General features: G+C 66.8%; 31 protein-coding genes and 1 pseudogene. 16 read left to right on the forward strand and 16 right to left on the reverse strand.

The window, feature by feature from the left end; translation table 11 throughout:
• Positions 1 to 2: 2 nt before the first annotated feature.
• The 3 genes from flgA to ACW17Z_RS04520 all read left to right on the forward strand — a co-directional run bounded on the left by flgA (position 3) and on the right by ACW17Z_RS04520 (position 2,116).
• Positions 3 to 752 (forward strand): flagellar basal body P-ring formation chaperone FlgA, encoded by a 750-nt coding sequence (flgA, locus tag ACW17Z_RS04510; RefSeq protein WP_492057726.1) that lies wholly within the window; start codon positions 3 to 5, stop codon positions 750 to 752.
• Positions 753 to 763: 11 nt separating this feature from the next.
• On the forward strand, positions 764 to 1,495 hold the full coding sequence (flgH, locus tag ACW17Z_RS04515; protein WP_492057727.1) for a flagellar basal body L-ring protein FlgH: 732 nt from the start codon (positions 764 to 766) through the stop codon (positions 1,493 to 1,495).
• A 147-nt stretch (positions 1,496 to 1,642) separates the two neighbouring features.
• Positions 1,643 to 2,116 (forward strand): hypothetical protein, encoded by a 474-nt coding sequence (locus ACW17Z_RS04520; RefSeq protein ID WP_492057728.1) that lies wholly within the window; start codon positions 1,643 to 1,645, stop codon positions 2,114 to 2,116.
• Here the strand turns inward: ACW17Z_RS04520 and dxs are convergent, their stop codons facing one another.
• From dxs to ACW17Z_RS04550, 6 genes are all read right to left on the reverse strand, one after another.
• Positions 2,117 to 4,036, reverse strand: coding sequence for a 1-deoxy-D-xylulose-5-phosphate synthase (gene dxs / locus ACW17Z_RS04525; protein WP_492057729.1), 1,920 nt, complete (start codon positions 4,034 to 4,036; stop codon positions 2,117 to 2,119).
• Between the two features lie 17 nt (positions 4,037 to 4,053).
• Positions 4,054 to 4,938 carry a polyprenyl synthetase family protein gene (locus tag ACW17Z_RS04530; RefSeq protein WP_492057730.1) on the reverse strand — a complete coding sequence of 295 codons (885 nt, stop codon included), beginning with the start codon at positions 4,936 to 4,938 and terminating at the stop codon, positions 4,054 to 4,056.
• Positions 4,935 to 5,279 (reverse strand): tRNA-binding protein, encoded by a 345-nt coding sequence (locus tag ACW17Z_RS04535; RefSeq protein ID WP_492057731.1) that lies wholly within the window; start codon positions 5,277 to 5,279, stop codon positions 4,935 to 4,937. Before ACW17Z_RS04535 ends, ACW17Z_RS04530 begins: the two co-directional genes overlap by 4 nt.
• Complete coding sequence (locus ACW17Z_RS04540; protein ID WP_419317594.1) at positions 5,279 to 5,536, reverse strand: exodeoxyribonuclease VII small subunit; 258 nt, start codon at positions 5,534 to 5,536, stop codon at positions 5,279 to 5,281. Before ACW17Z_RS04540 ends, ACW17Z_RS04535 begins: the two co-directional genes overlap by 1 nt.
• Before the next feature lie 119 nt (positions 5,537 to 5,655).
• Positions 5,656 to 6,279, reverse strand: coding sequence for a histidine phosphatase family protein (locus ACW17Z_RS04545; RefSeq protein ID WP_492057732.1), 624 nt, complete (start codon positions 6,277 to 6,279; stop codon positions 5,656 to 5,658).
• 35 nt (positions 6,280 to 6,314) lie between these two features.
• Positions 6,315 to 7,235, reverse strand: coding sequence for a histone deacetylase family protein (locus ACW17Z_RS04550; protein ID WP_492058484.1), 921 nt, complete (start codon positions 7,233 to 7,235; stop codon positions 6,315 to 6,317).
• Between the two features lie 63 nt (positions 7,236 to 7,298).
• Between ACW17Z_RS04550 and ACW17Z_RS04555 the strand changes: the two genes are divergently transcribed.
• From ACW17Z_RS04555 to ACW17Z_RS04595, 9 genes and pseudogenes are all read left to right on the forward strand, one after another.
• Positions 7,299 to 7,811 (forward strand): GNAT family N-acetyltransferase, encoded by a 513-nt coding sequence (locus tag ACW17Z_RS04555; RefSeq protein ID WP_492057733.1) that lies wholly within the window; start codon positions 7,299 to 7,301, stop codon positions 7,809 to 7,811.
• Positions 7,812 to 7,880: 69 nt separating this feature from the next.
• On the forward strand, positions 7,881 to 9,059 hold the full coding sequence (locus ACW17Z_RS04560; protein WP_492057734.1) for a vWA domain-containing protein: 1,179 nt from the start codon (positions 7,881 to 7,883) through the stop codon (positions 9,057 to 9,059).
• Positions 9,060 to 9,469: 410 nt separating this feature from the next.
• A pseudogene (locus ACW17Z_RS04565) lies at positions 9,470 to 9,573 on the forward strand (hypothetical protein); the annotation flags it as partial.
• 456 nt (positions 9,574 to 10,029) lie between these two features.
• Positions 10,030 to 10,713: a TetR/AcrR family transcriptional regulator gene (locus ACW17Z_RS04570; RefSeq protein ID WP_419317598.1), complete on the forward strand. Its 684-nt coding sequence runs from the start codon at positions 10,030 to 10,032 to the stop codon at positions 10,711 to 10,713.
• Positions 10,714 to 10,827: 114 nt separating this feature from the next.
• Entirely contained in the window at positions 10,828 to 11,544 is a 717-nt protein-coding gene (locus ACW17Z_RS04575; protein ID WP_492057735.1) for an FkbM family methyltransferase, read from the forward strand.
• Positions 11,545 to 11,616: 72 nt separating this feature from the next.
• The gene (locus ACW17Z_RS04580) at positions 11,617 to 12,495 is read left to right on the forward strand and encodes a transglutaminase family protein (RefSeq protein ID WP_492057736.1); all 879 of its coding nucleotides are present in this window, start codon (positions 11,617 to 11,619) and stop codon (positions 12,493 to 12,495) included.
• A 31-nt stretch (positions 12,496 to 12,526) separates the two neighbouring features.
• A complete protein-coding gene (locus ACW17Z_RS04585; RefSeq protein WP_492057737.1) occupies positions 12,527 to 12,673 on the forward strand; it encodes a hypothetical protein in 147 nt (48 codons plus the stop codon).
• Positions 12,674 to 12,761: 88 nt separating this feature from the next.
• The gene (locus tag ACW17Z_RS04590; RefSeq protein WP_492057738.1) at positions 12,762 to 13,877 is read left to right on the forward strand and encodes a hypothetical protein; all 1,116 of its coding nucleotides are present in this window, start codon (positions 12,762 to 12,764) and stop codon (positions 13,875 to 13,877) included.
• Positions 13,878 to 13,980: 103 nt separating this feature from the next.
• Positions 13,981 to 14,847 carry a hypothetical protein gene (locus tag ACW17Z_RS04595; RefSeq protein WP_492057739.1) on the forward strand — a complete coding sequence of 289 codons (867 nt, stop codon included), beginning with the start codon at positions 13,981 to 13,983 and terminating at the stop codon, positions 14,845 to 14,847.
• Here ACW17Z_RS04595 and ACW17Z_RS04600 read toward each other — a convergent pair.
• The 6 genes from ACW17Z_RS04600 to ACW17Z_RS04625 form a co-directional block, all read right to left on the reverse strand.
• On the reverse strand, positions 14,844 to 15,140 hold the full coding sequence (locus ACW17Z_RS04600; protein WP_492057740.1) for a UvrB/UvrC motif-containing protein: 297 nt from the start codon (positions 15,138 to 15,140) through the stop codon (positions 14,844 to 14,846). The genes ACW17Z_RS04595 and ACW17Z_RS04600 overlap by 4 nt on opposite strands.
• Before the next feature lie 150 nt (positions 15,141 to 15,290).
• A complete protein-coding gene (locus ACW17Z_RS04605) occupies positions 15,291 to 16,352 on the reverse strand; it encodes a Leu/Phe/Val dehydrogenase (RefSeq protein ID WP_492057741.1) in 1,062 nt (353 codons plus the stop codon).
• Between the two features lie 59 nt (positions 16,353 to 16,411).
• Positions 16,412 to 17,467: an alpha/beta hydrolase gene (locus ACW17Z_RS04610; protein WP_492057742.1), complete on the reverse strand. Its 1,056-nt coding sequence runs from the start codon at positions 17,465 to 17,467 to the stop codon at positions 16,412 to 16,414.
• Positions 17,464 to 18,045, reverse strand: a complete 582-nt coding sequence (locus tag ACW17Z_RS04615) for a uracil-DNA glycosylase family protein (RefSeq protein ID WP_492057743.1) — start codon at positions 18,043 to 18,045, stop codon at positions 17,464 to 17,466. Before ACW17Z_RS04615 ends, ACW17Z_RS04610 begins: the two co-directional genes overlap by 4 nt.
• Positions 18,046 to 18,101: 56 nt before the next feature.
• A complete protein-coding gene (locus ACW17Z_RS04620) occupies positions 18,102 to 18,734 on the reverse strand; it encodes a glutathione S-transferase family protein (RefSeq protein WP_492057744.1) in 633 nt (210 codons plus the stop codon).
• A 72-nt stretch (positions 18,735 to 18,806) separates the two neighbouring features.
• Entirely contained in the window at positions 18,807 to 19,109 is a 303-nt protein-coding gene (locus ACW17Z_RS04625) for a DUF3253 domain-containing protein (protein WP_419317608.1), read from the reverse strand.
• 101 nt (positions 19,110 to 19,210) lie between these two features.
• Here ACW17Z_RS04625 and ACW17Z_RS04630 point away from each other — a divergent pair, with 101 nt between their 5' ends.
• A complete protein-coding gene (locus tag ACW17Z_RS04630; RefSeq protein WP_419317609.1) occupies positions 19,211 to 19,663 on the forward strand; it encodes a PaaI family thioesterase in 453 nt (150 codons plus the stop codon).
• Between the two features lie 117 nt (positions 19,664 to 19,780).
• Here the strand turns inward: ACW17Z_RS04630 and ACW17Z_RS04635 are convergent, their stop codons facing one another.
• From ACW17Z_RS04635 to ACW17Z_RS04650, 4 genes are all read right to left on the reverse strand, one after another.
• Positions 19,781 to 20,398 carry a glutathione S-transferase family protein gene (locus ACW17Z_RS04635; RefSeq protein ID WP_492057745.1) on the reverse strand — a complete coding sequence of 206 codons (618 nt, stop codon included), beginning with the start codon at positions 20,396 to 20,398 and terminating at the stop codon, positions 19,781 to 19,783.
• Positions 20,399 to 20,463: 65 nt separating this feature from the next.
• Positions 20,464 to 20,844 (reverse strand): bleomycin resistance protein, encoded by a 381-nt coding sequence (locus tag ACW17Z_RS04640; protein ID WP_492057746.1) that lies wholly within the window; start codon positions 20,842 to 20,844, stop codon positions 20,464 to 20,466.
• Positions 20,845 to 20,904: 60 nt separating this feature from the next.
• The gene (locus ACW17Z_RS04645) at positions 20,905 to 22,185 is read right to left on the reverse strand and encodes a NupC/NupG family nucleoside CNT transporter (protein ID WP_492057747.1); all 1,281 of its coding nucleotides are present in this window, start codon (positions 22,183 to 22,185) and stop codon (positions 20,905 to 20,907) included.
• 210 nt (positions 22,186 to 22,395) lie between these two features.
• A complete protein-coding gene (locus ACW17Z_RS04650; RefSeq protein ID WP_492057748.1) occupies positions 22,396 to 23,277 on the reverse strand; it encodes an EF-hand domain-containing protein in 882 nt (293 codons plus the stop codon).
• Between the two features lie 259 nt (positions 23,278 to 23,536).
• Here ACW17Z_RS04650 and ACW17Z_RS04655 point away from each other — a divergent pair, with 259 nt between their 5' ends.
• From ACW17Z_RS04655 to ACW17Z_RS04665, 3 genes are read left to right on the forward strand one after another with little or no spacing between them, the layout of a single operon-like run.
• Positions 23,537 to 24,745 (forward strand): ABC transporter permease, encoded by a 1,209-nt coding sequence (locus tag ACW17Z_RS04655; RefSeq protein WP_419317614.1) that lies wholly within the window; start codon positions 23,537 to 23,539, stop codon positions 24,743 to 24,745.
• Entirely contained in the window at positions 24,742 to 25,491 is a 750-nt protein-coding gene (locus tag ACW17Z_RS04660; RefSeq protein ID WP_492057750.1) for an ABC transporter ATP-binding protein, read from the forward strand. The genes ACW17Z_RS04655 and ACW17Z_RS04660 overlap by 4 nt, the downstream gene beginning before the upstream one ends.
• Before the next feature lie 18 nt (positions 25,492 to 25,509).
• Complete coding sequence (locus tag ACW17Z_RS04665) at positions 25,510 to 26,514, forward strand: HlyD family secretion protein (protein WP_492057751.1); 1,005 nt, start codon at positions 25,510 to 25,512, stop codon at positions 26,512 to 26,514.
• The last annotated feature ends 56 nt before the right edge of the window (positions 26,515 to 26,570 follow it).

The raw sequence follows: 26,570 nt of genomic DNA on the forward strand, positions 1-26,570 counted from the left end.
TCATGAAGCGCCTCCTGATCACCGTCTGCGCCCTGGCTCTCGCCGGTCCCGCGCTCGCCGGACAGACCGTTTCGCTGAAGATGGACACCACCGACGCCGACGGCCGCGTCACCCTGGGCGACCTGTTCGACGGAGCGGGGTCGACCTCGGACATCCTGGTCGCCACCCGCATCGGCGCCACCACCGTTCTCGACGCCGGTCAGGTGCAATCGGCCGCTCGCCGCGCCGGCCTGGACTGGAGCAATTCGCAAGGCCTGCGCCGGATTATCGTCCGCCAGGGCGCCGATGGCGGCGGCGCAAGCGGCGGCGTGGTTCGCGCCAAGGGCAATGTGGAAGTTCTTGCCTATGCCCGCAGCCTTACGGCTGGCGAGATCGTGCAGCCCCAGGACCTGATCTGGGTAAAGATGGCCGCCTCGCCCAGCGATGCGCCCCAGGACGCCGACGCGCTGATCGGCATGAGCGCCAAGCGCCCCCTGCGTGAAGGCGCCGCAGCCTCGCTGCGCGATGTGTCCGCCGCCCAGGTGATCAAGAACGGCGACATCATCACTGTGACCTACGAAAACGGCGGCGTTTCCCTTGCCCTGCAAGGAAAAGCCATGTCGGCCGCCGCCGCCGGCGACCTGGTCTCCGTCCAGAACTCACTGTCCAAGAAGATCATCCAGGCGGTCGCGACCGGTCCTGGTTCCGCGATGGTCGGTCCGCAGGCGCAGTCCTTGCAAAACCGATCGTCAGTCCGTTACGCCGCTCGCTAGAGGTCATTCGCATGCGCCCCGCCCTGATCGCCGCCCTCGCCCTGCTCGCCCCGCTCGCCGCCTGCTCGACCGTCACTGAAGCCGTGAAGGGCCCTGAACTGGCCCCCGTCGGCTATCCCGCCCAGCTGGCGCCGATGACCCAGCAATTCGTCGCCTCGCGCGACCAGACGCCCCAGGCGGCGTCCGCCAACTCGCTGTGGCGGGTCGGCGCGCGCGCCTTCTTCAACGACCAGCGCGCCAGCAAGATCGGCGACATCCTGACCGTCCAGATCGATATCGACGACAGCGCCAGCACCAAGAACAACTCGGCCAGCAACCGCGCCTCCACCACCCAGGCCGGCGTCAGCAACTTCCTGGGTCTGGAATCCAGCCTCGGCAAGATCCTGCCGGGCGGCTTCGATCCGGCCAACGCCATCGGCACCAACTCCACCTTCACCAACGCAGGCGGCGGCAGCGTCAGCCGGTCGGAGAAGATCAGCCTGACGATCGCCGCCGTGGTCAGCCAGGTCATGCCCAACGGCAACATGATCATCCAGGGCACGCAGGAAGTGCGCACCAATGCCGAACTGCGCCAACTGACGGTCGCCGGCATCGTCCGTCCGGAAGACATTTCCTCGGCCAACACCATCAAGCACACCCAGATCGCCGAAGCCCGCATCAGCTACGGCGGCCGTGGCGACATCAGCCGCGTCCAGAAGACCCCGGCCGGCCAGGCCCTGGTCGAACGCTTCTCGCCCTTCTGATCCGGCGACGGGCGGTTCGCGCAAGAACCGGCCCGTCCCCCCAAAGACCTTCAGGCGCGGCCCCCCAGGGTGTCCGCGCCTGATGTGTTTCTGGACCCAGCGAAACTCCAGCGCTGCGGCCGCGTTGTTCCAGGCAGGAGAACCGCCATGGGACGTCCGCTCGCCGCACTTGCCGTTCTGGGACTTATGGCCGCCGGCCTGGCGGGTTGCGCCCACGAGACGGTCGCCGACAGCGGCTATCGCTGGGCGTTCCTCAGCGACGCCGGCGAGGCCCCGCGCCTGGCCTATGGCCGGCCTTTCACAGACGATGTGATCCTGATGCTCAGCTGTTCGCCGGGGGCCGACAGCGTCCAGATTTCAGCCGTGGGCCTCAAGGGCCGCGAGATCGTCTTGGCGTCCGCCCGCATCGAAAGCCGATTCACCGCCGAGAAGGCCGGCAGCGCTCTGGTCGAGACCGGCCTGCTGGAAGCGAGCGGCCGGATGAGCGCCCCTGCCCTGGCCGGCTTTCAGCACACCGGCGACCTGACCATCCTGACGAATGGCGACCGGCACAATCTACACGCCAGGCGTGAAGACGAGGGACAGGTGAAAGCGTTCTTCAGGTCGTGCGCCGCGGCCTGATCAGGCCCGGCGGCCCGCCGCCGAGATGTTGTCGATCCCCAGCGCCGACAAGGCGCCGCGCATGATGCCCTCGGCGTCGAGACCCGCCTGGGCGTACATGACATCAGGCTTGTCCTGATCCTGGAAGATATCCGGCAACACCAGGGTGCGGATCTTCAGGCCGCGATCCAGCGCGCCGTGCTCGGCCAGGGCCTGCAGCACGAAGGCGCCGAAACCGCCCATGGCGCCTTCTTCGACTGTGATGATGGCCTCATGCTCACGGGCCAGCCGCAACAGCAGGTCGATGTCCAGCGGCTTGGCGAAGCGGGCGTCGCAGACGGTGGCCGACAGGCCCCGCGCGGCCAGCAGGTCGGCGGCCTTCAGGCTTTCGCCCAGACGGGTGCCGAACGAGACGATGGCGACGCTGGTCCCCTCGCGGACGACGCGCCCCTTGCCGATCTCCAGCGGATCGGCGCGGCCGATCGGCATGTCGAGGCCAAGGCCCTCGCCGCGCGGATAACGGAACGCGCTGGGTCGGTCGTCGATCTCGACGGCGGTGGCGACCATGCGGGCCAGTTCCAGCTCGTCGGCGGCGGCCATCAGGATCATGCCGGGCAAAGCGCCCATGAAGCCGACGTCAAAGGTGCCGGCGTGGGTGGGGCCGTCGGCGCCGACCAGGCCGGCGCGGTCCATGGCGAAGCGCACGGGCAGGCGCTGGATGGCCACGTCGTGGACGACCTGATCATAGCCCCGCTGCAGGAAGGTCGAATAGATCGCCGCGAAAGGCTTCATGCCGTCAGCGGCGAGGCCGGCGGCGAAGGTCACCGCATGCTGCTCGGCGATGCCGACGTCAAAGGTGCGTTCCGGGAACGCCTTCTGGAAGATGTCCAGACCCGTGCCCGAGGGCATGGCGGCGGTGATGGCGACGATCTTGGAGTCGTGCTGCGCCTGCTTGACCAGTTCCTGGGCGAACACCTTGGTGTAGCTGGGCGGACCGGCGGCGGCCTTGTGCTGCTGGCCGGTGACCACGTCGAACTTGACCACGGCGTGAAGCTTGTCGTCAGCCCCTTCGGCCGGGGCATAGCCCTTGCCCTTCTGGGTGACCACGTGGACCAGCACAGGCTTGTCCTCGAACTCGCGGGCGTTCTTCAGCACGCTGACCAGGGCGTCCATGTCGTGGCCGTCGATCGGGCCGACATAGTGAAAGCCCAGCTCCTCGAAGAAGGTGCCGCCGGTGACCATGCCGCGGGCGTATTCCTCGGCCTTGCGGGCCGCTTCGCGCATCGGGGTCGGCAGCTTCTCGACCACGGTCTTGCCGAGCTTGCGAACCTTCCGGTAGGCGCCGCCCGAAACCAGATTGGCCAGATAGGCGCTCATCCCGCCCACCGGCGGGGCGATCGACATGTCGTTGTCGTTGAGGATGACGGTCAGTTGCTTGGTGGTGTCGGTCGCCGCGTTCATCGCCTCATAGGCCATGCCGGCGCTCATCGAGCCGTCGCCGATCACGGCCACGACCTTGTTGGTCTCGCCCTTCTGGTCCCGCGCCGCGCAGAAACCCAGCGCCGCCGAGATCGAGGTGGCCGCATGGGCCGCGCCGAACGGGTCGTATTCGCTTTCGGCCCGCTTGGTGAAGCCCGACAGACCGCCGCCCTGACGCAGGGTCTTGATACGGTCGCGGCGCCCCGTGAGGATCTTGTGCGGATAGGCCTGGTGGCCGACGTCCCAGATCAGGATGTCCTTGGGCGTCTCGAAGACGTGGTGAAGGGCGACGGTCAGTTCGACCACCCCCAGGCCAGCGCCTAGATGCCCGCCGGTCACCGACACCGCGTCGATGGTTTCGGCGCGCACCTCGCTGGCCAGTTGCTTCAGTTCAGCCACGGAAAAACCGCGCGTATCGGCGGGCGAGGCGATCTTGTCGAGAAGAGGAGTCACGGTGGTCATGTCCGAAGAAAGCGCGGTCAGTTGCGCCGGTCCAGCACGAAATCAACGCTGCGACGCAGATGATTGGCGCGTTCGCCGAAAATATCGAGGTGAGACTTGGTTTGAGCGGCCAGAAGCGTCGCCCGTTCCTTGGCCGCGCCCAGGCCCAGGAGGGTAACATAGTTGGTCTTGCCCATGGCGGCGTCCTTGCCGCCCGCGGCCTTGCCCAGCACGGCTTCGTCGCCCTCTGCGTCCAGAATGTCGTCGACGATCTGGTAGGCCAGACCCAGGTCCTGGGCGAAGCCCATCAGGGCGGCGCGCTCGGAATCTTTTGCCCGGGCGATGATCAGCGGAATTTCGAAGGCAAAGGCGATCAGGGCGCCGGTTTTAAGACGCTGCATGCGGGCCACGGCACCCAGGTCGTCGCGAACGCCCAGAATGTCGATCATCTGACCGCCCGCCATGCCCTTGGCGCCCGAAGCGATGGCCAGCTTGCGCACCAGCTCGGCGCGGATATGGCCGTCATCGTGGGTGTCGGGGTGGGCCATGATCTCGAAGGCGGCGGTCTGCAGGGCGTCGCCCGCCAGGATCGCTGTCGCCTCGTCGTACTGGATGTGCACGGTCGGACGGCCGCGACGCACGTCGTCATTGTCCATGGCCGGCAGGTCGTCATGCACCAGGCTGTAGGCGTGGATGCATTCCAGGGCGCAGGCGGCGCGCAGCACCGGGCGCTCGGGCAGGTCGAACATCTTGCCCGTTTCGAGGGCGAAGAACGGCCGCAGCCGCTTGCCGGGCCCCAGGGCCGCATAGCGCATGGCCTCGGTCAGCCGGCTCTCGGGGCCGTCGGCCCGGGGCAGCAGCTCGTCGAGCGCCACGGTGACGATGTCGGCCGCCTGGACGATGCGACGTTCCAGATCGATCAAAACAGCTTCCCCCCGTCTGGCGCGGCGCGATCCACGCTGACCAGCACCACATCACCCTCAGCGTCGGGAAAGCCCAGACACAGAACCTCGGACATCACCGGACCGATCTGACGTGGCGGAAAATTGACCACCGCCGCAATCCGGCGCCCGACCAGATCGTCCAGGGCGTAGTGCTTGGTGACCTGGGCCGACGAGCGCTTGATCCCGATCATCGGGCCAAAATCGATGGTCAGCTTGTAGGCGGGCTTGCGCGCTTCGGGAAACGGCTCGGCCCGGGTCACGGTGCCGATGCGGATATCGACCTTCTCGAAGTCGTCATAGGTGATCGGCGCTGAAGCCATCAGGCGAAGTCCGCCGGCTCTGCGCTGACCGCGCCGCCCTGGCCCAGAACAATCTTTTCGACCTTGAGGCGGGCGGCCTCGAGCTTCTTTTCGCAGTGGGCCTTTAGGGCCGCGCCGCGCTCATAGATGTCGATCGACCGCTCCAGCGGCGCCTGGCCGGACTCCAGCTCGGACACAATCTTTTCCAGCTCGGCCAGGGCCTGCTCGAAGCTCAGTCCGGCGAGATCTCCATCCGTGGCGTTCGAGGCGTCGGTCATTTCAACTCCGAGGAGAACGGCCGCACCCTAGTGGGGCGGGAAGATACGGGCAACGACCTAGAATGCGGCCGTCGTTAAGGGAAGTCGGAATGCGCCCTCCCATCTCGGGAGCGTGGTCTTCAGGCCAGGGTGAAGCGCTTGACGCTCCAATAGGCGTGGCCTTCGTCGAGCAGCAGGCGCGCGCCCTTCTTTCTCAGAGACCGGGCGATCATCCAGTTGAAGAAGCCGTGAGCCAGAACCAGCACGTCCCGTCCACCGGCGGCCAGATCGATCAGCAGGTCGGCGGCCTGGTCAGAGCGGATCTCGGCCTGGGCCCGGGTCTCCTGCCCGCCGTGGTGATTGAAGAACCACCACCAGAAGCGGGCGAAGAATCCCAGGTGACTGGGCTTCATCTTGATCCATGACGGCCAGGGCGGCGGCGGCAGCGGCGCCTCGACAAACAGCGGATCGGTGGAGAAGGCGCGACCTTCGCAGACGGCCTGAGCGGTCTCGATCGAGCGGCGGCGGGTCGAGGCGATGACCAGGCTGGCCTGCCGGCCGGTCTCGACCAGGGAGGCCGGCGGCGTCTGGCCGGGCTTCAGTCCGCCCACTTCATAGCGCGCCCACCATTCGCCATAGGCGGCACAGTTGAAGCGCACCTTGCGTGACAGGGCCGGCTCGCCGTGTCGGGCCAGGGTGATGAGGCCCGGACGCACCGGTCTTTCCTCCGCGAGGATGTGGTCGGCGTTGCTTGCGTCGGCCATGTTCCCGAGAGAGCGACGGCTGCCCGTCGATCCCTTCATCCCTCCTGCAGAGCGCGGACATGCGCGGCGGCTGAGCGCCCCAGCGCCTGTAGGTCGTAGCCGCCCTCGAGCGAGGAAACAATACGGCCCCGCGACCGGGCGTTGGCGACCGAGACGATCGCCCGGGTCGCCCAGGCGAAATCCTCGGCTTCCAGGTTCTGGGCCGATAGCGGATCGCGGACATGGGCGTCGAAGCCGGCGGACACCAGAATCAGATCCGGCGAGAAGGCGTCGACCTTGTCCATCAGCCCCTCGAACCCCGCCCTCCAGGTTTCCCGGGCCGCGCCCGGCGCCACGATGGCGTTGGCGATGTTGCCCAGGCCGGTCTCGGACGGATCGCCGGTGCCGGGATACAGCGGCGACTGGTGGATCGAGGCGAAGAAGACGGTGGGGTCGTTCTCGAACGCGGCCTGGGTGCCATTGCCGTGGTGGACGTCGAAATCGACGATAGCCACCCGGCGAAGGCCCGAAGCCTGGGCCACCCGCGCCGCGACGGCCACGTTGGAGAACACGCAGAAGCCCATGGCCGCGCCCGGCTCGGCGTGATGGCCCGGCGGCCGCACCGCGCAGAAGGCCCGCATCCCCTCCCCGGCCGCGATCTGGCGCACCGCCGACACCGCCGCCCCGGCCGCTCGCCGCGCCGCGACCAGGCTGCCGGGGGTCAGGATGGTGTCGGGATCCAGAGCGTGGCGGCCGGCGCTGGGGGCCGAAGCCAGCACGGCGTCGATGAAGGCCTGCGGATGCACCAGGGCCAGGTCGGCGATATCGACCAGCGGCGCCTCGAGCGTTTCCAGATCCAGCGTGGCGTCATCGCCCAGGGCGTCGATCACCGCCTGCAGCCGTTCGGGCCGCTCGGCATGGCCGTCGCCTGGCCGGTGGTCCAGCATGTCGGAATGGGTGAACAGGGCGATGCTCATGGCCCGACGGTAGCGCGGACAGCCATTGGACGAAACCGGTCCATCGCGGCTATCAAGCACGACATGAGCCTTTCCCTTCGCCGCGCCACGCTTGAAGACGCCGACACGGTCTCCAGCCTGGGCGCCCGCACCTTCATCCAGACCTTCGACTATCTGTACCCGCCGGCGGATCTGGAGACCTTCATCGCCTATGCCTACGGGCTGGAGCGCACCCGGAGCGATCTGGCGCATCCCGACAAGGCCACCTGGCTGCTGGAGGATGACGGCGAGGCGATCGGCTACGCCCTGGCCGGTCCCTGCGACCTGCCGCATGACGACGTGCAACCGGGCGATGGCGAGCTGAAGCGCATCTATGTGCTGAAAGACCACCAGGGCGGCGGCAAGGGCTCCATGCTGATGAACGCGGCGCTGGAGTGGCTGGAGAAGGATGGCCCCCGCCCCCTGTGGATCGGCGTGTGGTCCGAGAATTTCGGCGCGCAGCGGCTCTATGAGCGGCTGGGGTTCGCCAAGGTCGGCGAGTATTTCTTCCCGGTCGGCGAAGTGCGGGATCTGGAGTTCATTCTGCGACGGGGTTGAGCGGTTCGGGCGTTGCGTCCCGTTTAAGAACCCTCCACACTCCGAACATCTGTTCGAAAGCCCGCGCCGATGTTCCTTCGCTTCTTCTCCGAGCTCCGCCAGGCCAAGGTGCCGGTGTCCTTGCGCGAGTACCTGATGCTCATGGAGGCCCTGGACAAGGACGTCATCGACCGTTCGGTCGAGGACTTCTATTTCCTGTCCCGCGCCAGCCTGGTGAAGGACGAGAAGAACCTCGACAAGTTCGACCGGGTGTTCAGCCACGTCTTCAAGGGCCTGGAGAGCGTCAGTGACGGCCTCGCCGCCGACATCCCCGAAGAGTGGCTCAAGGCCCTGACCGAGAAATTCCTGACCGACGAGGAAAAGGCGGCGATCGAGGCCATGGGCGGCTTCGAGAAGCTGATGGAGATGCTGCAGGAGCGCCTCAAGGAACAGAAAAAGCGCCACGAGGGCGGCAACAAGATGATCGGTTCGGGCGGCACCAGTCCGTTCGGCAACAACGGCTACAATCCCGAAGGCGTCCGCATCGGCCAGGACAAGAGCCGCCACGGCAAGGCCGTGAAGGTCTGGGACAAGCGCGAATACAAGAACCTCGACGACAGCGTCGAACTGGGCACCCGCAACATCAAGGTGGCCCTGCGCCGCCTGCGCAAGTTCGCCCGCGAAGGCGCCGCCGAGGAGCTGGACCTGAACGGCACCATCCGCGGCACGGCGGAAAAGGGCTATCTGGACATCCAGCTGCGCCCCGAGCGGCGCAACAAGATCAAGGTGCTGCTGTTCTTCGACATCGGCGGTTCGATGGACGGCCACATCAAGCTCTGCGAGGAGCTTTTCAGCGCCGCCAAGACCGAGTTCAAGAACCTGGAATTCTACTATTTCCACAACTGCCTCTACGAGGCCGTGTGGAAGGACAATCGCCGCCGGCAGGTGGAAAAGATCCCGACCTGGGATGTGCTCCACAAGTTCCCCAGCGATTACAAGGTGATCTTCATCGGCGACGCGACGATGAGCCCTTACGAAATCACCTATCCGGGCGGCAGTGTCGAACACTGGAACGAAGAGCCCGGCGCGATCTGGATGGAGCGCGTGGCCGACATCTATCAGAGCTGCGTCTGGCTCAACCCGACGCCAGAGCGGCACTGGGACTACACCCAGTCGATCGGGGTGATGAAGACCCTGATGAACGACCGGATGTTCCCCCTGACGATCGAGGGCCTGGACAAGGCGATGCGGGAGCTGGTGCGGGGGTAGGCTCTCCGTCACTTGCCCCCTACGGGCTGCTGCGCAGCCGTCTTCCCCCGGAGGGGGAAGATGAAACGCGCCGACCTCATCTTCCCCCTCCGGGGGAGGACGACCGCGAAGCGGTCAGGAGGGGGCAAGTGTCGGCGATCTCGCGCGGGAACCGCCGAGTTGATGAAAAGGGTCGCGGAGCGTCCGGACCGCGTCCGGAGTTGAATAGAAGTAACCGTTTCGACGAAGCCGAGCGCTCCGCGTCATCGTTATCCGTCAGCGTCCCAGCGGGTGGCCCAGTTGGGGCCTTACCGGAACCCGGAAGCTTCGGTTTCCCGAAGTCCCGAAGGTCGGGGGGCGTGGGGCCAATTCTGACCAACACTCGCCTTGATCCCCATCCACGCCGACGGCGGGCGGGTCCTGCAACGCCAGGATCCCCGGACCGGTCGAGTATCCCCCTCGACCCCAGTCCCGCTCGATCACCCCCCGCCGCCGCAATGGTCGCTGGCCTTGCGCCCTTTCCTCGCGACGAGGTGAGTACAGAATACGGCAAGTTTTAAGGGGGCTGCGTCGATTGTCTGGGCGCCCGTGGCGCCTGCGCAAGAGCGTGACGCACAACAACGCCCGTCATCCCGGGACGTGTTCCCAAGACCCATGGGTCGGCCGCACGGTCCGTGGATCATAGACCCCTTACGGTGCAACGGAACGATGGGTCCCGGAAACACGTCCTGGGATGACGGGGACTGTATGGGGCGGCTCGTGATGCTCCCTCTTCAGGGGGACGACCTGGAGCTTTGATCCTCGTGCCCATCCGGGGATGGCGCGCAGTTTGTCCCCGAACTCCGGGTCCCTCCCAGAACGCGAAGTCCGCCGCGCATCGCTGCGCCAAACAAGCAGTCCCGCCAGTACTTCATCAGCCTTCGGCCGATCTTGACGCTTGCGCCAAATTCAAACGCCCGTAAGACTTCCCCACGGGTAAAGGGGAATTGTAGTGAGTCCGACCACCGACGCCGCCGTCTCGCCGCTTCTGACTGAAGGGGTGGCCGAGGCCGCCGAGACCGAAGCCGCGACCAAGAATCTGGTGTTCGTCGCCGCCGAGCGGCTGTTTGCGCTGCATGGCTTCCAGAACGTGTCGGTGCGCGACATCACCGCAGCCGCTGGCGTCAACCTGGCCTCGGTGAACTACCATTTCGGCTCCAAGGACGCCCTGCTGTTCGAGATTTTTCGCCGCCGCACGACGGAACTGAACCGCGAACGCGCCCGCATGCTGCACGAGGCCAATGACCGCAACGCTGGCAAGCCGCCCGTGCGCGAGGTGCTGGCCGCCCTGCTGACCCCGCCCCTGCGCTGGCTGGCCCCCGACCACGAGCGCCGCATCTCGCTGCAGTTCCTGATCCGCGCCCGCAGCGAGGGCACCGACCAGATCCGCCAGATCCTGAAGACCGACGTCTCGCATCTGCGCCGCTTCTCCGACGCCCTGCTGGCGGCCCGCCCTACCCTGTCGCCGGAAGACGTCTACTGGCGCCTGCACTTCACCCTGGGCATGCTGCACAACAACCGCTTCGCCGAGTTCGATCGCCTGAACGTGCTGTCGGAAGGCGCCACCAGCGAGGGCGACGTGGAGGCCCTGCTGGCGCGGATGCTGGCCTTCGCCGAGGCGGGTTTCGCCGCCTAGAGCTTGCGCGTTTTGGCGCACTAGTCATCGCCACGCTTCACGCCCACCATCGCCTCGCGAGTCGATCCGCCTGGAGGGCGCATGCTGCTAGATCGTGTCCCCTACGGATTGATAATGCCGACCATCTACGGGCCGGTGATCGTCAGCCGCCACGACATCAACCAGACCAACCATCTGCTGAAGACCGGCCGCGCGCACGGCCACGACAGCACCGACATGATCGCCAAGCTATCGGTGCTGAAAGGCCCCGAGCCCTTCGTCGTGGATGTGGGCGCCAATTTCGGGCTGTTCTCGCTGGGCCTGGCAAGCCTTCTGGAAGGGCGCGGCGTCTATCACTGCTTCGAGGCCCAGCGGATCCTGTTCAACATGATCGCCGGCTCGGTGGCCCTGAACGGCTACAGCAACATCTTCTGCCACCACATCGCGGTGGGCGAAGAGGCCGGTGCGATCGAGATCCCGCAGTTCGACTACAATCGCGAAATGAACTTCGGCAGCGTCGAATTCGGCGCCCAGCAGCGTGAGCGGCTGTCGCAGGAGCGCGGCAGCGATCCCAACAAGCAGGAATTCGTCGAGATGCGCACGCTCGACAGCTTCAACTTTCCCCGGGTCGATATCCTGAAGGTCGACGTGGAGGGCATGGAGCCGCAGGTGCTGCGTGGCGCGGAGAAGCTGATCGACGCCTGGCGGCCGCTGATGCTGGTCGAGCACCTGAAGTCCGACAGCCAGAGCCTGGCCGACCAGATCACCGCCAAGGACTACAAGCTGTACGCTCTGTCGGACGACTTCGTCTGCATTCCCAACGAACTGGCCCATCTGATCCCGGACGCCTAGGCGTCCAAGCGCGCGCCGCCAATCGGCGCCGCCTGACGGAACGAAGCGACCCGGCCGGGGTTAGGCTCGGCAATGGCGAGACTCAGAATCCTGCACGAGACGCGTTATGACTATGATCGCCCGGTCCGTTTCGGCACGCACAGGCTGCTGATCCGCCCGCGCGACAGTCATGCCCTGCGCATCGTCGAGGCCTCGCTCTATGTCACCCCGCCCGGCCCCACCCGCTGGACCTATGACGCCAACGGCAACTGCGTGTGCCTGTTCAACCCGCGCGGCGAGTCGACCTCGCTGAGCATCATCAGCGAACTGATTATCGATCGTTTCCCCGCCCCGCTGTCGCCGCTGCGGATCGACAATCCCCATACCCTGACGCCGATCGTCTATGACCGCGAAGACCGCGCCACCTTGGCCCCGTTCATGGCGCCGGTCACCGACGATCCCGACGCCATACTTCTCAAGTGGCTGCGCGGCCTGCGCGGACGCCTGGACGAGCCGGCGCTGGATTTCCTGCTGCGGGTCAATTCAGTCATCCATCAGCAGTTCGACTACACCACCCGCTACGAGCAGGGCGTGCAGAGCCCGCTGGAGACCCTGGCCAGCGGCAAGGGCGCCTGCCGAGACCTGGCCTGGCTGATGGTCGAGGGCATGCGCCGGCTGGGCTATGCGGCGCTGTTCGCCACCGGCTACCTCTATTCGCCCAGCGCCTCGGCCGTGCGCGGCGCGGGCGCGACCCATGCCTGGTGCGAGCTGTTCCTGCCCGACCTCGGCTGGGTGGAGTTCGACCCCACCAATGGCCTGGCCGAGTCGCCAGACCTTATCCGCGTGGCCACCACCCGCACCCCGGCCCAGGCCCTGCCCGTCTCGGGGGCCATTCTGGGCGACCCCGGCGAGGCTCGACTTCACGTCTCCGTGGATGTCGCCTTGGTCGACACCGTTTTCGAGCCCGCGTGATAAAATGAGCGGTCGATCGGGAGTGAAAGCCATGACCAATGGGTTCCAGCACCAAGACCCCATGACCAGTTACAGCGTGCCCAAGTCCGAGCCCAAGGCCCAGCATGGCCGCAAGCCAGATGAGGAAGCCTTGAAGCTCAAGGAACGACGGACATTCGAGCCCAGACCGGGCCACTGACGGCGAACGGCGTTCTTCGACGTTTTGACAATCCGCCTGCCGTCGCGCTTACTACCCTGGGATGAAATTCGCTTGGGGGCGCGCAAGCATGGGCGAGACCAGAGATCCACGGGTCGTTTTCGCGATCGGCCTGGCGCGCGTCCTGCTGTCGATCCTCGTCGTCTATGCGTTCCTCGCCACCCTGATGACGGCCTCGGCCCAGCAGTCGATCTCGGCCGGGCTGAAGGATGTGGCCAACGAAGACGGCAAGCCCGTCACCTATAGCCAAGCCTATCTGGCCTACAAGAAATCCGCCGAGCTGAAAAAGGCCCGCGACCAGGCCTGGCGCGAGCACGACGCCGAACGCAAGGCGATGGAGAAGGCCCGGTCCCTGAGGATCGGCCTTGAGCCGGCGATCTCGAGCGAGTCCGACGCCTTTTTCAGCTTTCGCGACCGCCTGAGGGCCCAGGCCCTGTGCGAGTTCAACCCCAACGCCAGCAAGCTCCAGGACTGGGAGACGGTTCAGAGCTGCGAGCTCAGGCCCCGCGACCAGAAGATATGGGACTCGCTGGTCGCGCGCTCACCCAACTTCAAGCAGGTGATGGAGAACGCCTCGCGCGCCGATACCGCCTTCTACGAGGCCAGGAACAGTGTCGACCGCTCCAAGGAAGCCCTCGACGAGGCTGACAAGCAGGGTCAGTGGGCCCTGCAGGTGGGCCGAAAGTTCGGCGACTTCGATCTTCTGCGCGGCTCCTGGATGGCGGCGGGCGGGCTGTTCGAGGGCTTTCCGCCGGCCACCCTGCAGATCCTGCTGGCCTTCATGTCGGGCGCCTTCGGGGCCTTGCTGATCGCCCAGATCCTGATCGTCTATCCCGAGAACCAGCTGGGCCTGACCAAGGGCGAGGGTTTCGAGGCGCGCATCGGGCTGGGCGGCATGGTCGCGGTCTGCGTCTACATCATCCTGGGCAGTGGTGCGGTGCTGCTGGGCGACGCCTCCTCGCTGGAGGGCGACGCCAATGTCATGACCTTTGCGGGCGTGGGTGTCCTGGCGGGCATGTTCTCCGACCGGGTCGCCGCATGGCTGTCCGAGCGCGCCAACTTCTTCTTCGAAGCGCGCCGCAAGCCTGGTGAGGACGGCGGTGATGGCGACGGGCCCGCCGACGACAAGCCCCGGCCGCCCGGCAAAACGCCCCCTGGGGCGCCAGAAAAGCGGGCGCGAACCTAATTTCACATTTCGTCGGTGTGTAGGGCCTGTACAGGCGTCACACTGTTCAGCATACCGTTAACGGCACGCTGGGGGACGCGAGCGCGAGGGAACGTTCGGATCGATGCGGGCTGGGGTGATCATAAGGGGCGCGCTGGTTGCGGCCGGGCTGGGGGTTGTCGCCACGACCGCCACGGCCCTGTCGACCCATGCGCCGGCGCCCTATGACGCAACCCTGACCCTGGCCGGCGGCGACGCCGCCGCCATCGATCCGGACGCTCCGATCGCCACCGCCCGCTATGGCGATGCGCCGCGCGCCGCGCCCGCCGCGCCTGCCTCAACCCTTGCCCCCTCGCCCGTCGATCTGGCCGGAGCGGTCGCGCCCCTGGCCGGCGGCCCAGCTTCTGTCCCCGCTCCCAAGCCCTTGCTGGTCGCCCACACCCAGCCCGCGATCGAAGCCGGCGCCGGTGCCAAGACCCCGCCCGCGATCCAGACTCTCGCAGAGCCCCGCAAGCGCTCTGCGCCGACCGCCGTGACCGTCGCCGAAACGCAGCCGTCAGCCTTGGGCCTTGTCCGCGCTTCGACACGCCGCATTCCGGTGGTCAAGGTCGAGGATATCGACATCCAGCCCTTCGGCTCGCTCGACGCGCCTTCGACGTCCCAGCGCCTGTCCGTCAACGCCTCGGCCCTGATGGGCAAGATGAGCGGCGTGGCCCAGGATCCGCGCCGGGGCCGTTGGGTGCTGTTCGCCGCCAGTTCGGGCCAGGCCCTGAGCTGGAACATGATCCGCAGTTCTGTCGAAGGATGGCGCGGCTCCGGCTGGTCGCAGGACCGTTTGACGCGCTTTGGCACCCATCAGCTCGGCGTGGGCTGGCGCAAGGGCGGCAAGCAACTGTCGCTCAGCGCCACCCGTCGCAAGCTGCAGGCCCAGGCCTATTCCGACCGCGACATGGTCTATGGCGTGACCCTGTCGATCAAGCCCAAGCGCTAGGTCTTGCGGCGACGTGCGCCGCGCGAGTGGCCGGCGGTCATCGGATCGGGCTTTTTCGGCGGGACCCAGCCCTCGGGCGGCGCATAGACCTGCTGGTCCGTGCCCAGGCCCATCCTTCCCGGAACCTGTCGCTGGAAGTACGAGGCCTGGGGCGCGTCCTCGACACCGCGTACAAGGTTACCCCGCCGCAGGTCCTCGATCTGGTCGCGCAACTTGCCCGCCGTCTCGAAATCCTGAGCGGCGACGGCGGCTTCCATCTGTTGTTTCAAGTCGTCGAGATGGGTGTTGGACATGGCAGGCTCCATGATTTCCAACATGGAACGCGCGACGCGGCGAAAAGGCTAGAGCGTTTTCGAGCGAAGTGGATCCCGGTTCGCGTGAAGAAAATGCGCCAAAACAAAGATCTAGAGCTCCGGACTGACGCAGTCAGGACGGAAAATGCTCTAGGCCCGCGCCGCTGCGATGCGGGCCCGGGCGATCTCGTCGGCCACCAGGTTGGCGGGACGCTTTTCGGCGATCGACTGGTCGATGACCTCGCCCAGGGTCTGGGCCAGGCGGTCCAGCTTGGTCGCCACCCACTGGCCGTCGAACGACCCATTGGCCTCGAGGGCGCGGATCTCTGCGGCCACATTGATGATGCCGCCGCCGTTGATGACATAGTCAGGGGCGTAGAGGATGCCGCGATCAAACACCGTCTGGCCGATCATGGCGTCGGCCAGCTGGTTGTTGGCGCCGCCGGCGATCACCTTGACCTTCAGGCGCGGCAGGGTCGCGGCCGAGATCGCGCCGCCCAGGGCGCAAGGGGCGAAGACGTCGGCCTCGACATCGAAGATGGCTTCGGTCGACACGATGGTCGCGCCGGTCTTGGCGGCCACCTCTTGCAGGGCCGTCTGGTTGACGTCGGCGATGATCAGCACCGCGCCGGCCGCGTGCAGCTTTTCGGCCAGATAGGCGCCGACATGGCCGACGCCCTGGATCGCGACGCGCACGCCCGTCAGGTCGCGCTGCAAAGCCTTCTCGACGCACAGCCGCACGCCGCGGAACACGCCCTCGGCGGTGACCGGCGACGGATCGCCCGAGGCGGCCGCATGGCCTTCGAGGCCAGCGACATAGCGGGTGGTCTTGCGGGTGCTTTCAAGATCGGACGGCGAGACCCCGACATCCTCGGCGGTCCAGTACCGGCCGTTCAGGCTGTCGACCGCGCGGCCGAAGGCCTCGAACAGGGCCGGCGTCTTCTGGCTGCGGCTGTCGCCGAGGATCACGGCCTTGCCGCCGCCGAAGTCGAGGTCGGCCATGGCGTTCTTGTACGACATGCCGCGCGACAGGCGCAGGGCGTCAGTCAGGGCGGCCTGGCTGCTGGTGTAGTCCCACATCCGGCAGCCGCCGGCGGCGGGGCCCCGAGCGGTGGAATGGATGGCGATGATAGACTTCAGACCGGTTTTTTCGTCGAAGAAGGCGTGGACGCCTTCATGTCCCTCGAAATCGGGGGAATCGAACAAGGTCATGCCGCAGGTCTCGCCTCAGACAGAAGAATGCGCCGGGGTGTACGCTCCCCGGCGCGCGGTCACAACCCCGAAGACTTGCCCGAAGACTTGGCGGCGCCCTTGAGGGGCTTGGGCGCCATGGCCTCCATGACCTTGACGCTGTCCGGGATCGGCGGCGCGCCCGAGGGCCAGGGCGCGGCGGGGTCGTTCAGGAAGCTGACCGCATCACGCCAGACGGTCGGCGCCTGATGATCGACCAGCAGCAGATGCCAGCCCTTTTCGTAGCAGGCCGTGCGGTCGGAAGGCTTGAGCCTCGCCGCCGCCTCGACCGTCGGCGCCTTGGGGATGATCTTGTCATTGACCCCATAGAACCAGGCCGTCGGGACCGTGATCTGGTCGGTCGAGCGCCAGGCCTTCTCCATCAGGCCGACCAGGCCATAGACGGTGTCGGAGCGCGCGCCCCAGATCATCAGCGGGTCTTTGCCCATGCGCCGCAGCTCGTCGAGATTGTCGCTGGGCATCACCTTGCGCACCAGCCAGTCGGGCGGCTCGACCACCCATCCGCCGACCATGTGGGCGGTGACCCACAGGCTGGCGCGATTGGGCATGGGTTGTTCGGACCAGCCCCAGACGGCGGGGGCAAACAGCAGCAGGCGATCCACGACGGGCGGATCGGGATCGGTCATGGCGGTGATGGCCAGCGCCCCGCCCATGCTGATGCCGGCCAGGGCGATCTTCGCGCCCGGATGCCGCTCGCGCACCAGGGCCACGCAGGTGCGCACATCCTCGATGACGATCCCGACCGGCGCCCAGACGCCGCGCTCGGGCGAGCGACCAAAGCCACGCACATCGAAGGCGTAGGTGGCGATCCCCTGCCCGGCCCACCCGTCGGCGGCCAGGTGATAGGCGTTGGAATAGTCGTTCATGCCGTGCAGACCGACGATCACCCACTCCGGTTCTCCGGTCGGTAGCCAGGTCCTCAGGCCCAGCCGCGCGCCGTCGAAGCTGACGAAATCCTCGCCCTCGAAGCGCGCCCCTCGAAAGCCCAGCGGCCCCAGGTCCAGCCTCTGGGTCAGGGGCGCGCAGCCGCTCAGGGCGGCGGCGGACGCGGTGAGGATCAGGCTTCGGCGGTTCATGCCCCCAGAATGCCCGCCACGCGCTGGCGAAGATAGGGCGTGACCTCGGCCTCGAACCACGGATTGCGCTGGAGCCAGGCGGTGTTGCGCCACGACGGATGCGGCATGGGCAGGACGTTGGGGCCAAAGCTGCGCCAGGCCGCGACGGTGTCGGTCATGGTCTTGCCCACCCTGTCGCCCAGCGCCCAGGCCTGGGAATAGCTGCCGACCAGCAGGGTCAGTTCGACGTTCGGAAGTTGCTCCAGCAACTGCGGCCGCCACATCGCCGCGCAGCGCGGCGGCGGCGGATAGTCGCCGCCCTTGGGGTTGGTCCCCGGAAAGCAGAAGGCCATGGCCGCAACGCCGATCTCGGGCCGACCATAGAAGGTCTCGCGGTCGATCCCCATCCACTGGCGCAGGCGCACGCCGGACGGGTCGTTGAACGGCAGGCCGGTCTCGTGGACCAGCCGTCCCGGCGCCTGGCCGGCGATCAGGATGCGGGTCTCCTCGCGCACCCGCGTCACAGGCCGGGGCGTGTGCGGGAGGTACGGCGCGCAGGCCCGGCAGGCGGCGATGTCGGAGAGAAGCGCGTCGAGCATCGGGACAATCCAGGGCGCGGCGGCGCTTGTCCAAGCGTCGCCGCGCCAGAGAAACTCTAACCGCCCAGGAAACCCCGTTCCTTGGCAATCACCGTTTCGAACGACGGCCGGGCCAGGATGCCGTCGGCCCAGGCCTTGGCCTTGGGCCACTTGGCGAAGTCAAAGCCCGCATGCATCAGGTTGGCGAAGGGGCTGGCCACGGCGATGTCGGCCAGGGTCAGGCGGTCCTCGATCAGGAAGCCGCTCTCGGGAGCGATCTTCTCCAGATAGTCCATCACCGGCGGCATCTCTTCGGTCGTGGCCTTTTCGACCGCCGCCAGATCAGCTTCGACACCCATGAACCGAGGGCCGACCACCAGGTTGAAAAAGATCTTGCCGGCCGCACCGACGAAGATGCTGTCGGCGAACTCCTCGAACCAGATCGTCCGGGCGCGGGCCCTGGGCTCAAGCGGGATCAGGTTGGGCTCGGGATAGGCCGCCTCCAGATAGGTGACGATGGCGCTGGAGTCGGAGATCCTGAAATCACCGTCCTGAAAGCCCGGAATCTTCTTGAACGGGCTGATCTCCAGAAACTCTGGATCAGGCGAGCCGGGCCGGCCGACCTTGTTTTCGAAGGTCAGGCCCTTCTCGGTCGCGAAGGCCATGGTCTTGCGCACGAACGGCGACAGTGACGAGCCGTGAATCAGCATCGGTAAACTCCCCTAATGTTGGGGCTCATAGTTCATCGATTGAGTTTCGTTTCAAGACTTAGTCGACAGGGATCAGATATCGTCGTCCGCGTCGTCATCCGGAGCGGCGGTCTCGAAGCTGGTGGGATCGCCCGGCAGCCGGGTGCGCAGGCGATAGACGCCGCGGAATTTCTCGGGATCGACCGGCTTGTTGTGGCGCAGGATCACGATGGTTCCGGCGCGCGCCAGTTCGATGGCGTTGTTGCGCACGTGGCCCAGGATCTGCTGCCAGCGCTCGGGCTGCACCGCCTTGGCGACGCTCATGGGGTCGATGGACTTTCCCTCCGGCAGGCCTGCCAGCTGGGAAAGGATGGTCTCTTGGATCGGGGTCGTCATGGGCCGCTCCATGCCACGGATCGCCGCCTTACGCGAGGGACGGCTTGCGCGTCATTCGACACGGCTCTAGCTCAGGCCGGTTGATTTGAGGGGACGAGCACATGGATGGCGGCAATGACGCGCCCGGCGGGCCGCGATTGGTCGAGAGCGGCGAGTGGGCCGGCTGGCGCACCTGGTCGGGTCTGGATCCGTTCGAGGACCAGTCCGGACCCTTCTATTTCAGGGAAGATGAGACCGGCCTGGTGACCACCGCCTTCAAGGCCGAGACCCGCCACATGAACGGCGGCGGCTTCATGCACGGCGGCTGCATGCTGACCTTCGCCGACTTTTCGCTGTTCGCGATCTCTTGGCGGGCGCTGGCCGGCCAGCACGCCGTGACCGTCAGCCTGAACGGCGAGTTCATGGGCCCGGCCCGGCCCGGCGACCTGGTCACGGCGACCGGCGAAGTGACCAAGGCCGGCGGCTCGCTGCTGTTCGTGCGCGGGCTGGTCTCGACGGGCAGTTCGCCGATGCTGAACTTTTCCGGCGTGATCAAGAAGATCCGGAACCGATAGCCACTGGCCCCCTACGGATCGCTCCGCGATCGTCTTCCCCCGGAGGGGGAAGATGAGTTCATCCGCCCCCTACAGGGGCGGACGGTCGCGAAGCGACCAGGTGGGGGCAAGTGATCGCTACACCCCAGCCTTGGCCGCCGGCCTCTGCATCATCTGCTCAAGCCACCGCCCGACATTGACCAGTTCCGCGTCCGGCCGGAACTTGACCATACGGGCAAAATCGATCCCCGTGACCGCCAGTATGTCGGCGATGGTCACCCGATCGGCGGCGATGAACTCACTCTCGGCCAAGCGGCGGTCGAACACCTTCAGCGCCCGCTCGGCGGCCTTGCGATTGGTCTCGGCGATTTCGGGCACCTGGGTCTCGATGGCGGCCAGGGCGGGATGGCCATGCCGCACGGCCATCATCAGCGGGGTCGAGAGCAGCATCTCCGCGCGGCGGGTCCACATCTCGATGATCGCGGTCTCCAGCGGATCGCGCCCGAACAGGTTCGGCTCGGGATAAACGCTTTCCAGATAGCGGCAGATGGCCACCGACTCGGTGATCGTCGTGTGCTCGTCGATCTCAAGCGCCGGCACATTGGGCAGGCCGGCTCTCGCCAGATAGTCGGGCGTCTTGTGCTGGCCGCCGAAGATGTCGATGTCGACGATCTCGACGTCTTCGATGCCCTTCTCGGCCATGAACCAGCGGACCCGGCGAGGATTGGGGGCGCGGCGGCTGTCATAGAGCTTCATGGTGAGATCCTCCCGTTTAGACGGGAGGATGAGCGGGTTTCGTGGGGGAAGGAAAGAGGCGGTCGCTAGACCCCGGTGATCGCCTGGCCGAACGCAATCAGGTTGCCGTCCGGCGCGACGACCAGCAGTTCGCGCTGGCCGTAGGGCTTGTCCGCCGGACCGTGGACGTCGCGGGGCGGCAGGGTGTCGAGGCGCGGCTTCAACTCATCGTACAGGGCGTCAACGTCGCGGACGTCGACATAGTAGCAGAAGCGGCGGTTGCCCGGCGGCGCGCCGTCCTCGCCCTGCCCGGCCAGGATGCGGACGCCCGCCCCTTCCCGCTCGACATAGGCGTAGTCACCCTCACGGAAGAGGGTCTTGAATCCGAGGATGTCGTTAAAGAACGTCAACGCCGGCTCAAGCTCGGGCACGTGCATGAACGGCGTGATCTGGATGAAGTTCGACAAGGTCGCTCCCTCCATGGCGGTCGTGTCCAGACGCTGGGAAGCGCCTGGACACTCATAGCATCAGAGCCCGAACAGCTCGCGCGGCATCAGGCCGATCAGCGAGCCGGTCAGGCAGGTGGCCAGGAAGCCGGCCATCATCGCCTTCCAGACCAGGCCCAGCACTTCCTGCCGGCGCTCGGGCACCAGCACGCTGAAGCCGGCCACGTTCATGCCGACCGAGCCGATATTGGCAAAGCCGCACAGGGCGTAGGTCATGATCATCCGGGTGCGCTCGTCCAGCAGGGCGGCGCCCGTCTGGGACATCTGGATGAAGGCCGTGAACTCGGTGAGGATCAACTTGACGCCCAGCAGGCCGCCAGCGGTGCCGGCTTCCTTCCAGGGGATGCCCATCGACCAGGCCAGGGGCGCGAAGACCACGCCCAGGCCGCGGGCGATGCTCAACGGCTGGCCGCCGACGTCCGGCAGGGCCGCCAGACCCTTGTCGACCATGGTGGCCAGGGCCACGAAGACGATCAGGGTGGCGCCGATGTTCAGGGCGATCTGCAGGCCGTCGGTCGTGCCCTTCATGACGGCGTCGATCGAGCTGCCATAGGTCTTGTCGTCGATGTTGAGGTCCAGGCTGGAAACCTTTTCCATCGGATCGGCCGGCACGATGATCCGGGCCAGCAGCACGCCGGCCGGGGCCGAGATGATCGAGGCGGTCAGCACGTGGGCGGCGGCGTTGGGCAGGACATCGGCCAGGATGGTGACATAGGCCACCATGGTCGAGCCGCTGACGCAGGCCATGCCGACCGCGATCAGCATGAACAGTTCAGATCGCGACAACTTGTCGAGATAGGCGCGGATGAAGATCGGGCCTTCGATCTGGCCCATGAAGATGGTGGCGGCGGTGGCCAGGGCCGGCGGGCCGCGCAGGCCCAGGGTCTTCTGGAACACAAAGCCAAAGCCCTGCGCCGCCCATTTGAGGATCTTCCAGTGCCAGAGCAGCGCCGACAGGGCGCAGACCACCAGGATCACCGGCAGGACGCGGAAGGCGAAGATGAAGCCCAGGCCCGGATTGCTGACCGGATAGGGCTGATCGCCGCCCGCCAGGAAGCCGAAGATGAACATGGTGCCGGCCTGGGTCGAGGCCGACAGGCCCTCGACCGCGCCATTGACGCCGCGCAGCAGCGTCTGGGCCTGGGGCAGTCCGAACAGCAGCAGTACCAGGCCGACCTGGACGACGATGGCGCCGATGGCCAGCACCCAGGGGAAACGCTTGCGATTCTCGGAGACCAGCCAGCAAAGGGCGAGGGTGAGCGCCAGACCCGCGAGGGCTTGAACGTTCTCGGAACGAAACATCAAGACAGAAGAACCTTTGAACTAGGCGACGCCCCCGCGACGTCAGCCAAGGGCCGAGATTGACACCAAGTTTACCGTTAGAGGCAAGCGGCTTGCGCGCCTCGCGCCGCATGAAGGGACTTGTGCCGTCAGGACGGCAGGATCTCCCCCGCCCCCGACCCTCCCGACGATAGGCTGTATCGCCGGAAGGACAGGAGGAAAGGGATGACTTCAGGCCGTGGCGCTGACAGAGCCGGCGGACGCCGAACCGGATGTCATCGCGGTGTTCAGCTGCGCCAGCAGCTTTTGCATCAGGTCTGAAGCCACACTGGGCCGGGAGGCGCCGGCGCCTGCCCCGCCGCCATCGCTCGCCGCGCCCGCGAGGGCGCTGCCGCTCGATTCCTGGACCGCGCTCAAGGCGTCCATCAACACGTCGAACTCGGATGTCGACAGCGATCCGTCTTCATCGGTGTCCAGAGAGGCCAGCAGTTCGCTGGCCGAGACGGTTCCGTCCTCGTTGGTGTCGCGGGTGTCATAGGTCGTGCTGGAACCGCTGGCCCCAGAAGACGCCGAGGCGCTCTGGCCGGCGGCCTCAGACGGCGGCGGACCACCCGGCGGCGGACCGCCCATGCCCTGCAGGGCCGACTGCGCGGAGGACAGGCCCGAGGCGATCTCGTCGGACGACAGGGCGCCGTCGGCGTCGGAATCGAGCGCGGAGATCATGTCCTGCGCCATCTTGCCTTCCAGGCCCAGACCCTTGGCCTGCTCCGGCGCATTGGCGGCCAGGGCGGTGGAAATCTCGTCAGCCGACATCAGGCCGTCGGCGTCGGTATCGCCGCTACTGAGGATCGAACCGGCGTCCGAGCCCAGCATCTGCACCGACATCAGCGAGCGCAGTGTGTCGCCGCTGAAATTTCCGCCGGGGCCGCCCTGCCCGCCCATGGGCGGCGCAGGGGGGCGATCGCCGCCGCCCTGCACTTTCTGCCCAATCGACTGGAACTCGGTCAGCGACAGCGCGCCGTCGGAATCGGCGTCCGCCGTGGTGAACATCGATTGTTGAAGCTGCCGCATTTGCTGCGTCAGCGATGAGGAACCGACACTTGAGACGGTCATTGCGCTCTCCTTTCAGATTGCAGCGCCCGACCCCAAAGACCAGAGCGCCTGCGCCGAGTGAGCCGGCGCACGCAAAGACCAGCGAAAAACATTCCACATTTCAGCATGTTACCGGCTGGAAATATCGAGGAAAGCTGCACCGCTGAAACCCCGGCGCCCCCGCCACGCCGCCGGATGCTCCGCCTTACCCCGATTTAACTTGGCCGCTGGATGAACGCCGGTCATTGCTGCAACCCTTGATTGGGGGAGCATTTTTCGCATGTCGCTGGCCTTGGCCACTTTGCTTTACGAGTGGCGTCGATACATGGCGGCCGTGGTCGCCCTGGCGTTCTCGGGCCTTCTGGTGCTGGCCCAGGTCGGCATGTTCGTCGGCATCGGCAAGGGCTTCACCGCCCAGATCGACCGGGCGCGCGCCGACATCATGGTGCTGGGCCCCGGCGCCAAGGCCCTGTTCGGCGGTCCCTCGGGTCTGCCGCGCCGCATGATCCCGCTGGTCTACAGCCACCCGGAGGTGACCCAGGTCGCGCCCCTCGACGGGTCCGGCGGCCGGTTCCAGAACATCCTGTCTCCCGAGGAGCAGGCCAAGATTGACGCCCGCACCAAGGCCGCCGCCAAGGGCGGCAAGCCGGCCGGAGGCGAAGGCGGTGGTCGCAAGACCGAGTTCGTCAACGTCACCGTGATCGACGCCATCCCCGGCTATGTGACCGTGCCGACCGACTACACCCAGTCGATGGTCGAGGCCCTGCGCCAGCCCTATGCCGTGGCCGTCGACCAGACCGCGCTGAAGCGCCTGGGCGTCAAGAAGGGCGACAAGGCGATCTATAACGGCAAGACCATCAATATCGCCGTGGTCACCACCGGCTATCCCAACATCATCCAGCCCACCCTGGTGATGTCGCGCGACACCCTGCGGATGCTGGGCGAGGCGGATACCGGCCAGCGGGTCGGTCCCCTGATGGTGCAGATCCGCGACCCGGCCCGCGCCGAGATCGTGGCGGCCCAACTGAACAAGAAGGCCGACGGCAAGTTCCGCGCCTGGACCCGTCAGGAACTGGCCGACGCCAATTCCAGCGCCATGCTGGACGACCAGATCATCGGCATCATGCTGGGCTTTTCGGCCTTCCTGGGCCTGCTGATCGGCGTCGCCATCACCTGGCAGACCCTGCGCGGCGCGATCATGGCCAATATCAAGGAGTTCGCCTCCCTGCGCGCCCTGGGCGTGTCGATGGGCGACCTGCGCAACATCGTCATGGAGCTGTCCTTCTGGGTCGGCATCGTCGGGGTCGGGGCCGCCGGTCTGCTGACCTGGCTTGTCACCCTGCTGGCCAGCGCCGGCGGCGTGCCGATGTTCTTCCCGCCCAGCCTGATCATCACCGTCGCGATCTTCCTCGTGTTGATCGCCATGCTCTCCGGCTTCCTGTCGCTGGGCATCCTGAAGAACAGCCAACCCGCGGACCTGCTGCGATGAGCAACGATCACAGCCACCTGCGCGGTCAGAGCGCCCTCTCGGCCCAGGGTCTGGTCAAGCGCTTCAAGACCGGCCGGACCTTTATCGAGGTGCTCAAGGGCGTGGACTTCGACGCCAAGCATGGCGACGTGACCATGGTCATGGGCCCCTCGGGCTCAGGCAAGTCGACCCTCGTGGCCGCCCTGTCCGGTCTGCTCAAGCCCGACGAGGGCAAGGTCACCGCGCTGGAGGCCAATGACCTCTGGTCACTGTCGGCCGGCAAGATTGACCGCTTCCGACTGGACCACTGCGGCTTCATCTTCCAGGGCTTCAACCTGTTCCCGGCCCTCACCGCCAAGCAACAGGTGATGACCGTTCTGAAGTACCAGAACGTGGGTCCCGGCGAGGCCTCGCGCCGCGCCCAGGCCGCCCTGGAGTCGGTGGGCCTTGGCCCGCGCGTCAATCAGCGGCCTTCGGAACTGTCGGGCGGCGAAAAGCAGCGGGTGGCCATCGCCCGCGCCCTGGCCAAGAACCCCAACCTGATCTTCGCCGACGAGCCGACCTCGGCCCTCGACGGCAAGAGCGGCGAAACCGTCATCAAGCTCCTGCGCGCTGCGGCGACCGAGCGCGGCGCGGCGGTGATCTGCGTTACCCACGACCCGCGGTTGGAGGCCTATGCCGACCGCGTCATCCACATCGAAGACGGCCGGATCCTGGACGACGTGCGTAGAACGCCCGACGCCAATCCCGGTCCGCTCAGCCACTGATTTCTGGGGGAAACTGATATGTTCGGCTTTTTGCGCCGCCCAATGTTCTGGATCGTCATCGTCGTGCTCGCCGCTGGCGGCGGCGGGTTCTTCTACATGAAGGGCCAGGCGGCCGAGAAAAAGAAGAAGCTCGAGGTGGCTGCGGCCCAGGAAGAGCCCAGCCCCTATGCGGCCATCGCCAACGGCAAGGCCGATGTCGAGGGCGGCATCATCCAGGTGGCCGCCCGTCGCGGCGGCGTGGTCGAGGCCGTCTATGTCCAGGAAGGCGACGTGGTCGTGAAAGGCCAGATCCTGGCCCGCCAGCAGAGCGACGAGGGCCGCCTGTCCGTCGAACGCGCCAGCGCCGAAGTCGACCAGGCGCGCGCCATGATGAACGCCACCCGCGTCCAGCTGACCACCGCCCAGCGCGAGCATGCGCGTCTCAGCAAGCTGACCGCCAGCAACTTCGTGGCCGGCACGCGCGTCGATGCGGCGTCAGACGCCATCGCCAACGCCCGCGCCACCCTGGCCGCCCAGCAGGCCCAGGTCGCCACTGCCATCGCCCGCAAGAACGAGGCCCAGTACAACCTGGAACTCACGGTGATCCGCGCGCCGATGAACGGCCGCATCGCCCGCCGCTACGCCAATCCCGGCGCCGGCGCCTCGACCCTGAACGTGTCCAACATGTTCGACCTCGAGCCCGACACCCAGCGCATCGTCCGCGCCGAGATCGTCGAGGCCGACATCCCCAATGTGGCCAATGGCCAAGAGGTCGAAATCCAGCCCGAGGGCGATCCCGACAAGGTCTATATCGGCAAGGTCCTGCGCCGCGCCGCCGTGTTCGGGGCCCGCAAGCTGGCCTCCGACGATCCCAGCCAGCGCAGCGACGAGCGCGTGGTCGAGGTGGTGGTCAGCGCCGACGGCGCCCCGCTGCTGGTCGGCCAACGCGTGCTGGTCAAGTTCATGAAGCCCGGCAAGAAGGCCGGCGTGAAGCGCAACAAGCCGACCGCCCCCGTCGGCGGCGGCATGACCAAGCCGAGCTAGCCAACCCGCTTCCAGAGACCACGAGGCGCCGGGCGGTTCTCCGCCCGGCGTCTTTC

Source organism: Caulobacter sp. GSs2 (genome assembly GCF_058680895.1).

Bases quoted from the DNA above. Each gene is read 5' to 3' on its own strand.
- flgA (WP_492057726.1), top strand. From the start codon at position 3: ATGAAGCGCCTCCTGATCACCGTCTGCGCCCTGGCTCTCGCCGGTCCC.
- flgH (WP_492057727.1), top strand. From the start codon at position 764: ATGCGCCCCGCCCTGATCGCCGCCCTCGCCCTGCTCGCCCCGCTCGCC.
- ACW17Z_RS04520 (WP_492057728.1), top strand. From the start codon at position 1,643: ATGGGACGTCCGCTCGCCGCACTTGCCGTTCTGGGACTTATGGCCGCC.
- dxs (WP_492057729.1), bottom strand. From the start codon at position 4,036: ATGACCACCGTGACTCCTCTTCTCGACAAGATCGCCTCGCCCGCCGAT.
- ACW17Z_RS04535 (WP_492057731.1), bottom strand. From the start codon at position 5,279: ATGGCTTCAGCGCCGATCACCTATGACGACTTCGAGAAGGTCGATATC.
- ACW17Z_RS04540 (WP_419317594.1), bottom strand. From the start codon at position 5,536: ATGACCGACGCCTCGAACGCCACGGATGGAGATCTCGCCGGACTGAGC.
- ACW17Z_RS04545 (WP_492057732.1), bottom strand. From the start codon at position 6,279: ATGGCCGACGCAAGCAACGCCGACCACATCCTCGCGGAGGAAAGACCG.
- ACW17Z_RS04550 (WP_492058484.1), bottom strand. From the start codon at position 7,235: ATGAGCATCGCCCTGTTCACCCATTCCGACATGCTGGACCACCGGCCA.
- ACW17Z_RS04555 (WP_492057733.1), top strand. From the start codon at position 7,299: ATGAGCCTTTCCCTTCGCCGCGCCACGCTTGAAGACGCCGACACGGTC.
- ACW17Z_RS04560 (WP_492057734.1), top strand. From the start codon at position 7,881: ATGTTCCTTCGCTTCTTCTCCGAGCTCCGCCAGGCCAAGGTGCCGGTG.
- ACW17Z_RS04575 (WP_492057735.1), top strand. From the start codon at position 10,828: ATGCCGACCATCTACGGGCCGGTGATCGTCAGCCGCCACGACATCAAC.
- ACW17Z_RS04580 (WP_492057736.1), top strand. From the start codon at position 11,617: ATGGCGAGACTCAGAATCCTGCACGAGACGCGTTATGACTATGATCGC.
- ACW17Z_RS04585 (WP_492057737.1), top strand. From the start codon at position 12,527: ATGACCAATGGGTTCCAGCACCAAGACCCCATGACCAGTTACAGCGTG.
- ACW17Z_RS04590 (WP_492057738.1), top strand. From the start codon at position 12,762: ATGGGCGAGACCAGAGATCCACGGGTCGTTTTCGCGATCGGCCTGGCG.
- ACW17Z_RS04595 (WP_492057739.1), top strand. From the start codon at position 13,981: ATGCGGGCTGGGGTGATCATAAGGGGCGCGCTGGTTGCGGCCGGGCTG.
- ACW17Z_RS04600 (WP_492057740.1), bottom strand. From the start codon at position 15,140: ATGTCCAACACCCATCTCGACGACTTGAAACAACAGATGGAAGCCGCC.
- ACW17Z_RS04605 (WP_492057741.1), bottom strand. From the start codon at position 16,352: ATGACCTTGTTCGATTCCCCCGATTTCGAGGGACATGAAGGCGTCCAC.
- ACW17Z_RS04610 (WP_492057742.1), bottom strand. From the start codon at position 17,467: ATGAACCGCCGAAGCCTGATCCTCACCGCGTCCGCCGCCGCCCTGAGC.
- ACW17Z_RS04615 (WP_492057743.1), bottom strand. From the start codon at position 18,045: ATGCTCGACGCGCTTCTCTCCGACATCGCCGCCTGCCGGGCCTGCGCG.
- ACW17Z_RS04620 (WP_492057744.1), bottom strand. From the start codon at position 18,734: ATGCTGATTCACGGCTCGTCACTGTCGCCGTTCGTGCGCAAGACCATG.
- ACW17Z_RS04625 (WP_419317608.1), bottom strand. From the start codon at position 19,109: ATGACGACCCCGATCCAAGAGACCATCCTTTCCCAGCTGGCAGGCCTG.
- ACW17Z_RS04630 (WP_419317609.1), top strand. From the start codon at position 19,211: ATGGATGGCGGCAATGACGCGCCCGGCGGGCCGCGATTGGTCGAGAGC.
- ACW17Z_RS04635 (WP_492057745.1), bottom strand. From the start codon at position 20,398: ATGAAGCTCTATGACAGCCGCCGCGCCCCCAATCCTCGCCGGGTCCGC.
- ACW17Z_RS04645 (WP_492057747.1), bottom strand. From the start codon at position 22,185: ATGTTTCGTTCCGAGAACGTTCAAGCCCTCGCGGGTCTGGCGCTCACC.
- ACW17Z_RS04650 (WP_492057748.1), bottom strand. From the start codon at position 23,277: ATGACCGTCTCAAGTGTCGGTTCCTCATCGCTGACGCAGCAAATGCGG.
- ACW17Z_RS04655 (WP_419317614.1), top strand. From the start codon at position 23,537: ATGTCGCTGGCCTTGGCCACTTTGCTTTACGAGTGGCGTCGATACATG.
- ACW17Z_RS04660 (WP_492057750.1), top strand. From the start codon at position 24,742: ATGAGCAACGATCACAGCCACCTGCGCGGTCAGAGCGCCCTCTCGGCC.
- ACW17Z_RS04665 (WP_492057751.1), top strand. From the start codon at position 25,510: ATGTTCGGCTTTTTGCGCCGCCCAATGTTCTGGATCGTCATCGTCGTG.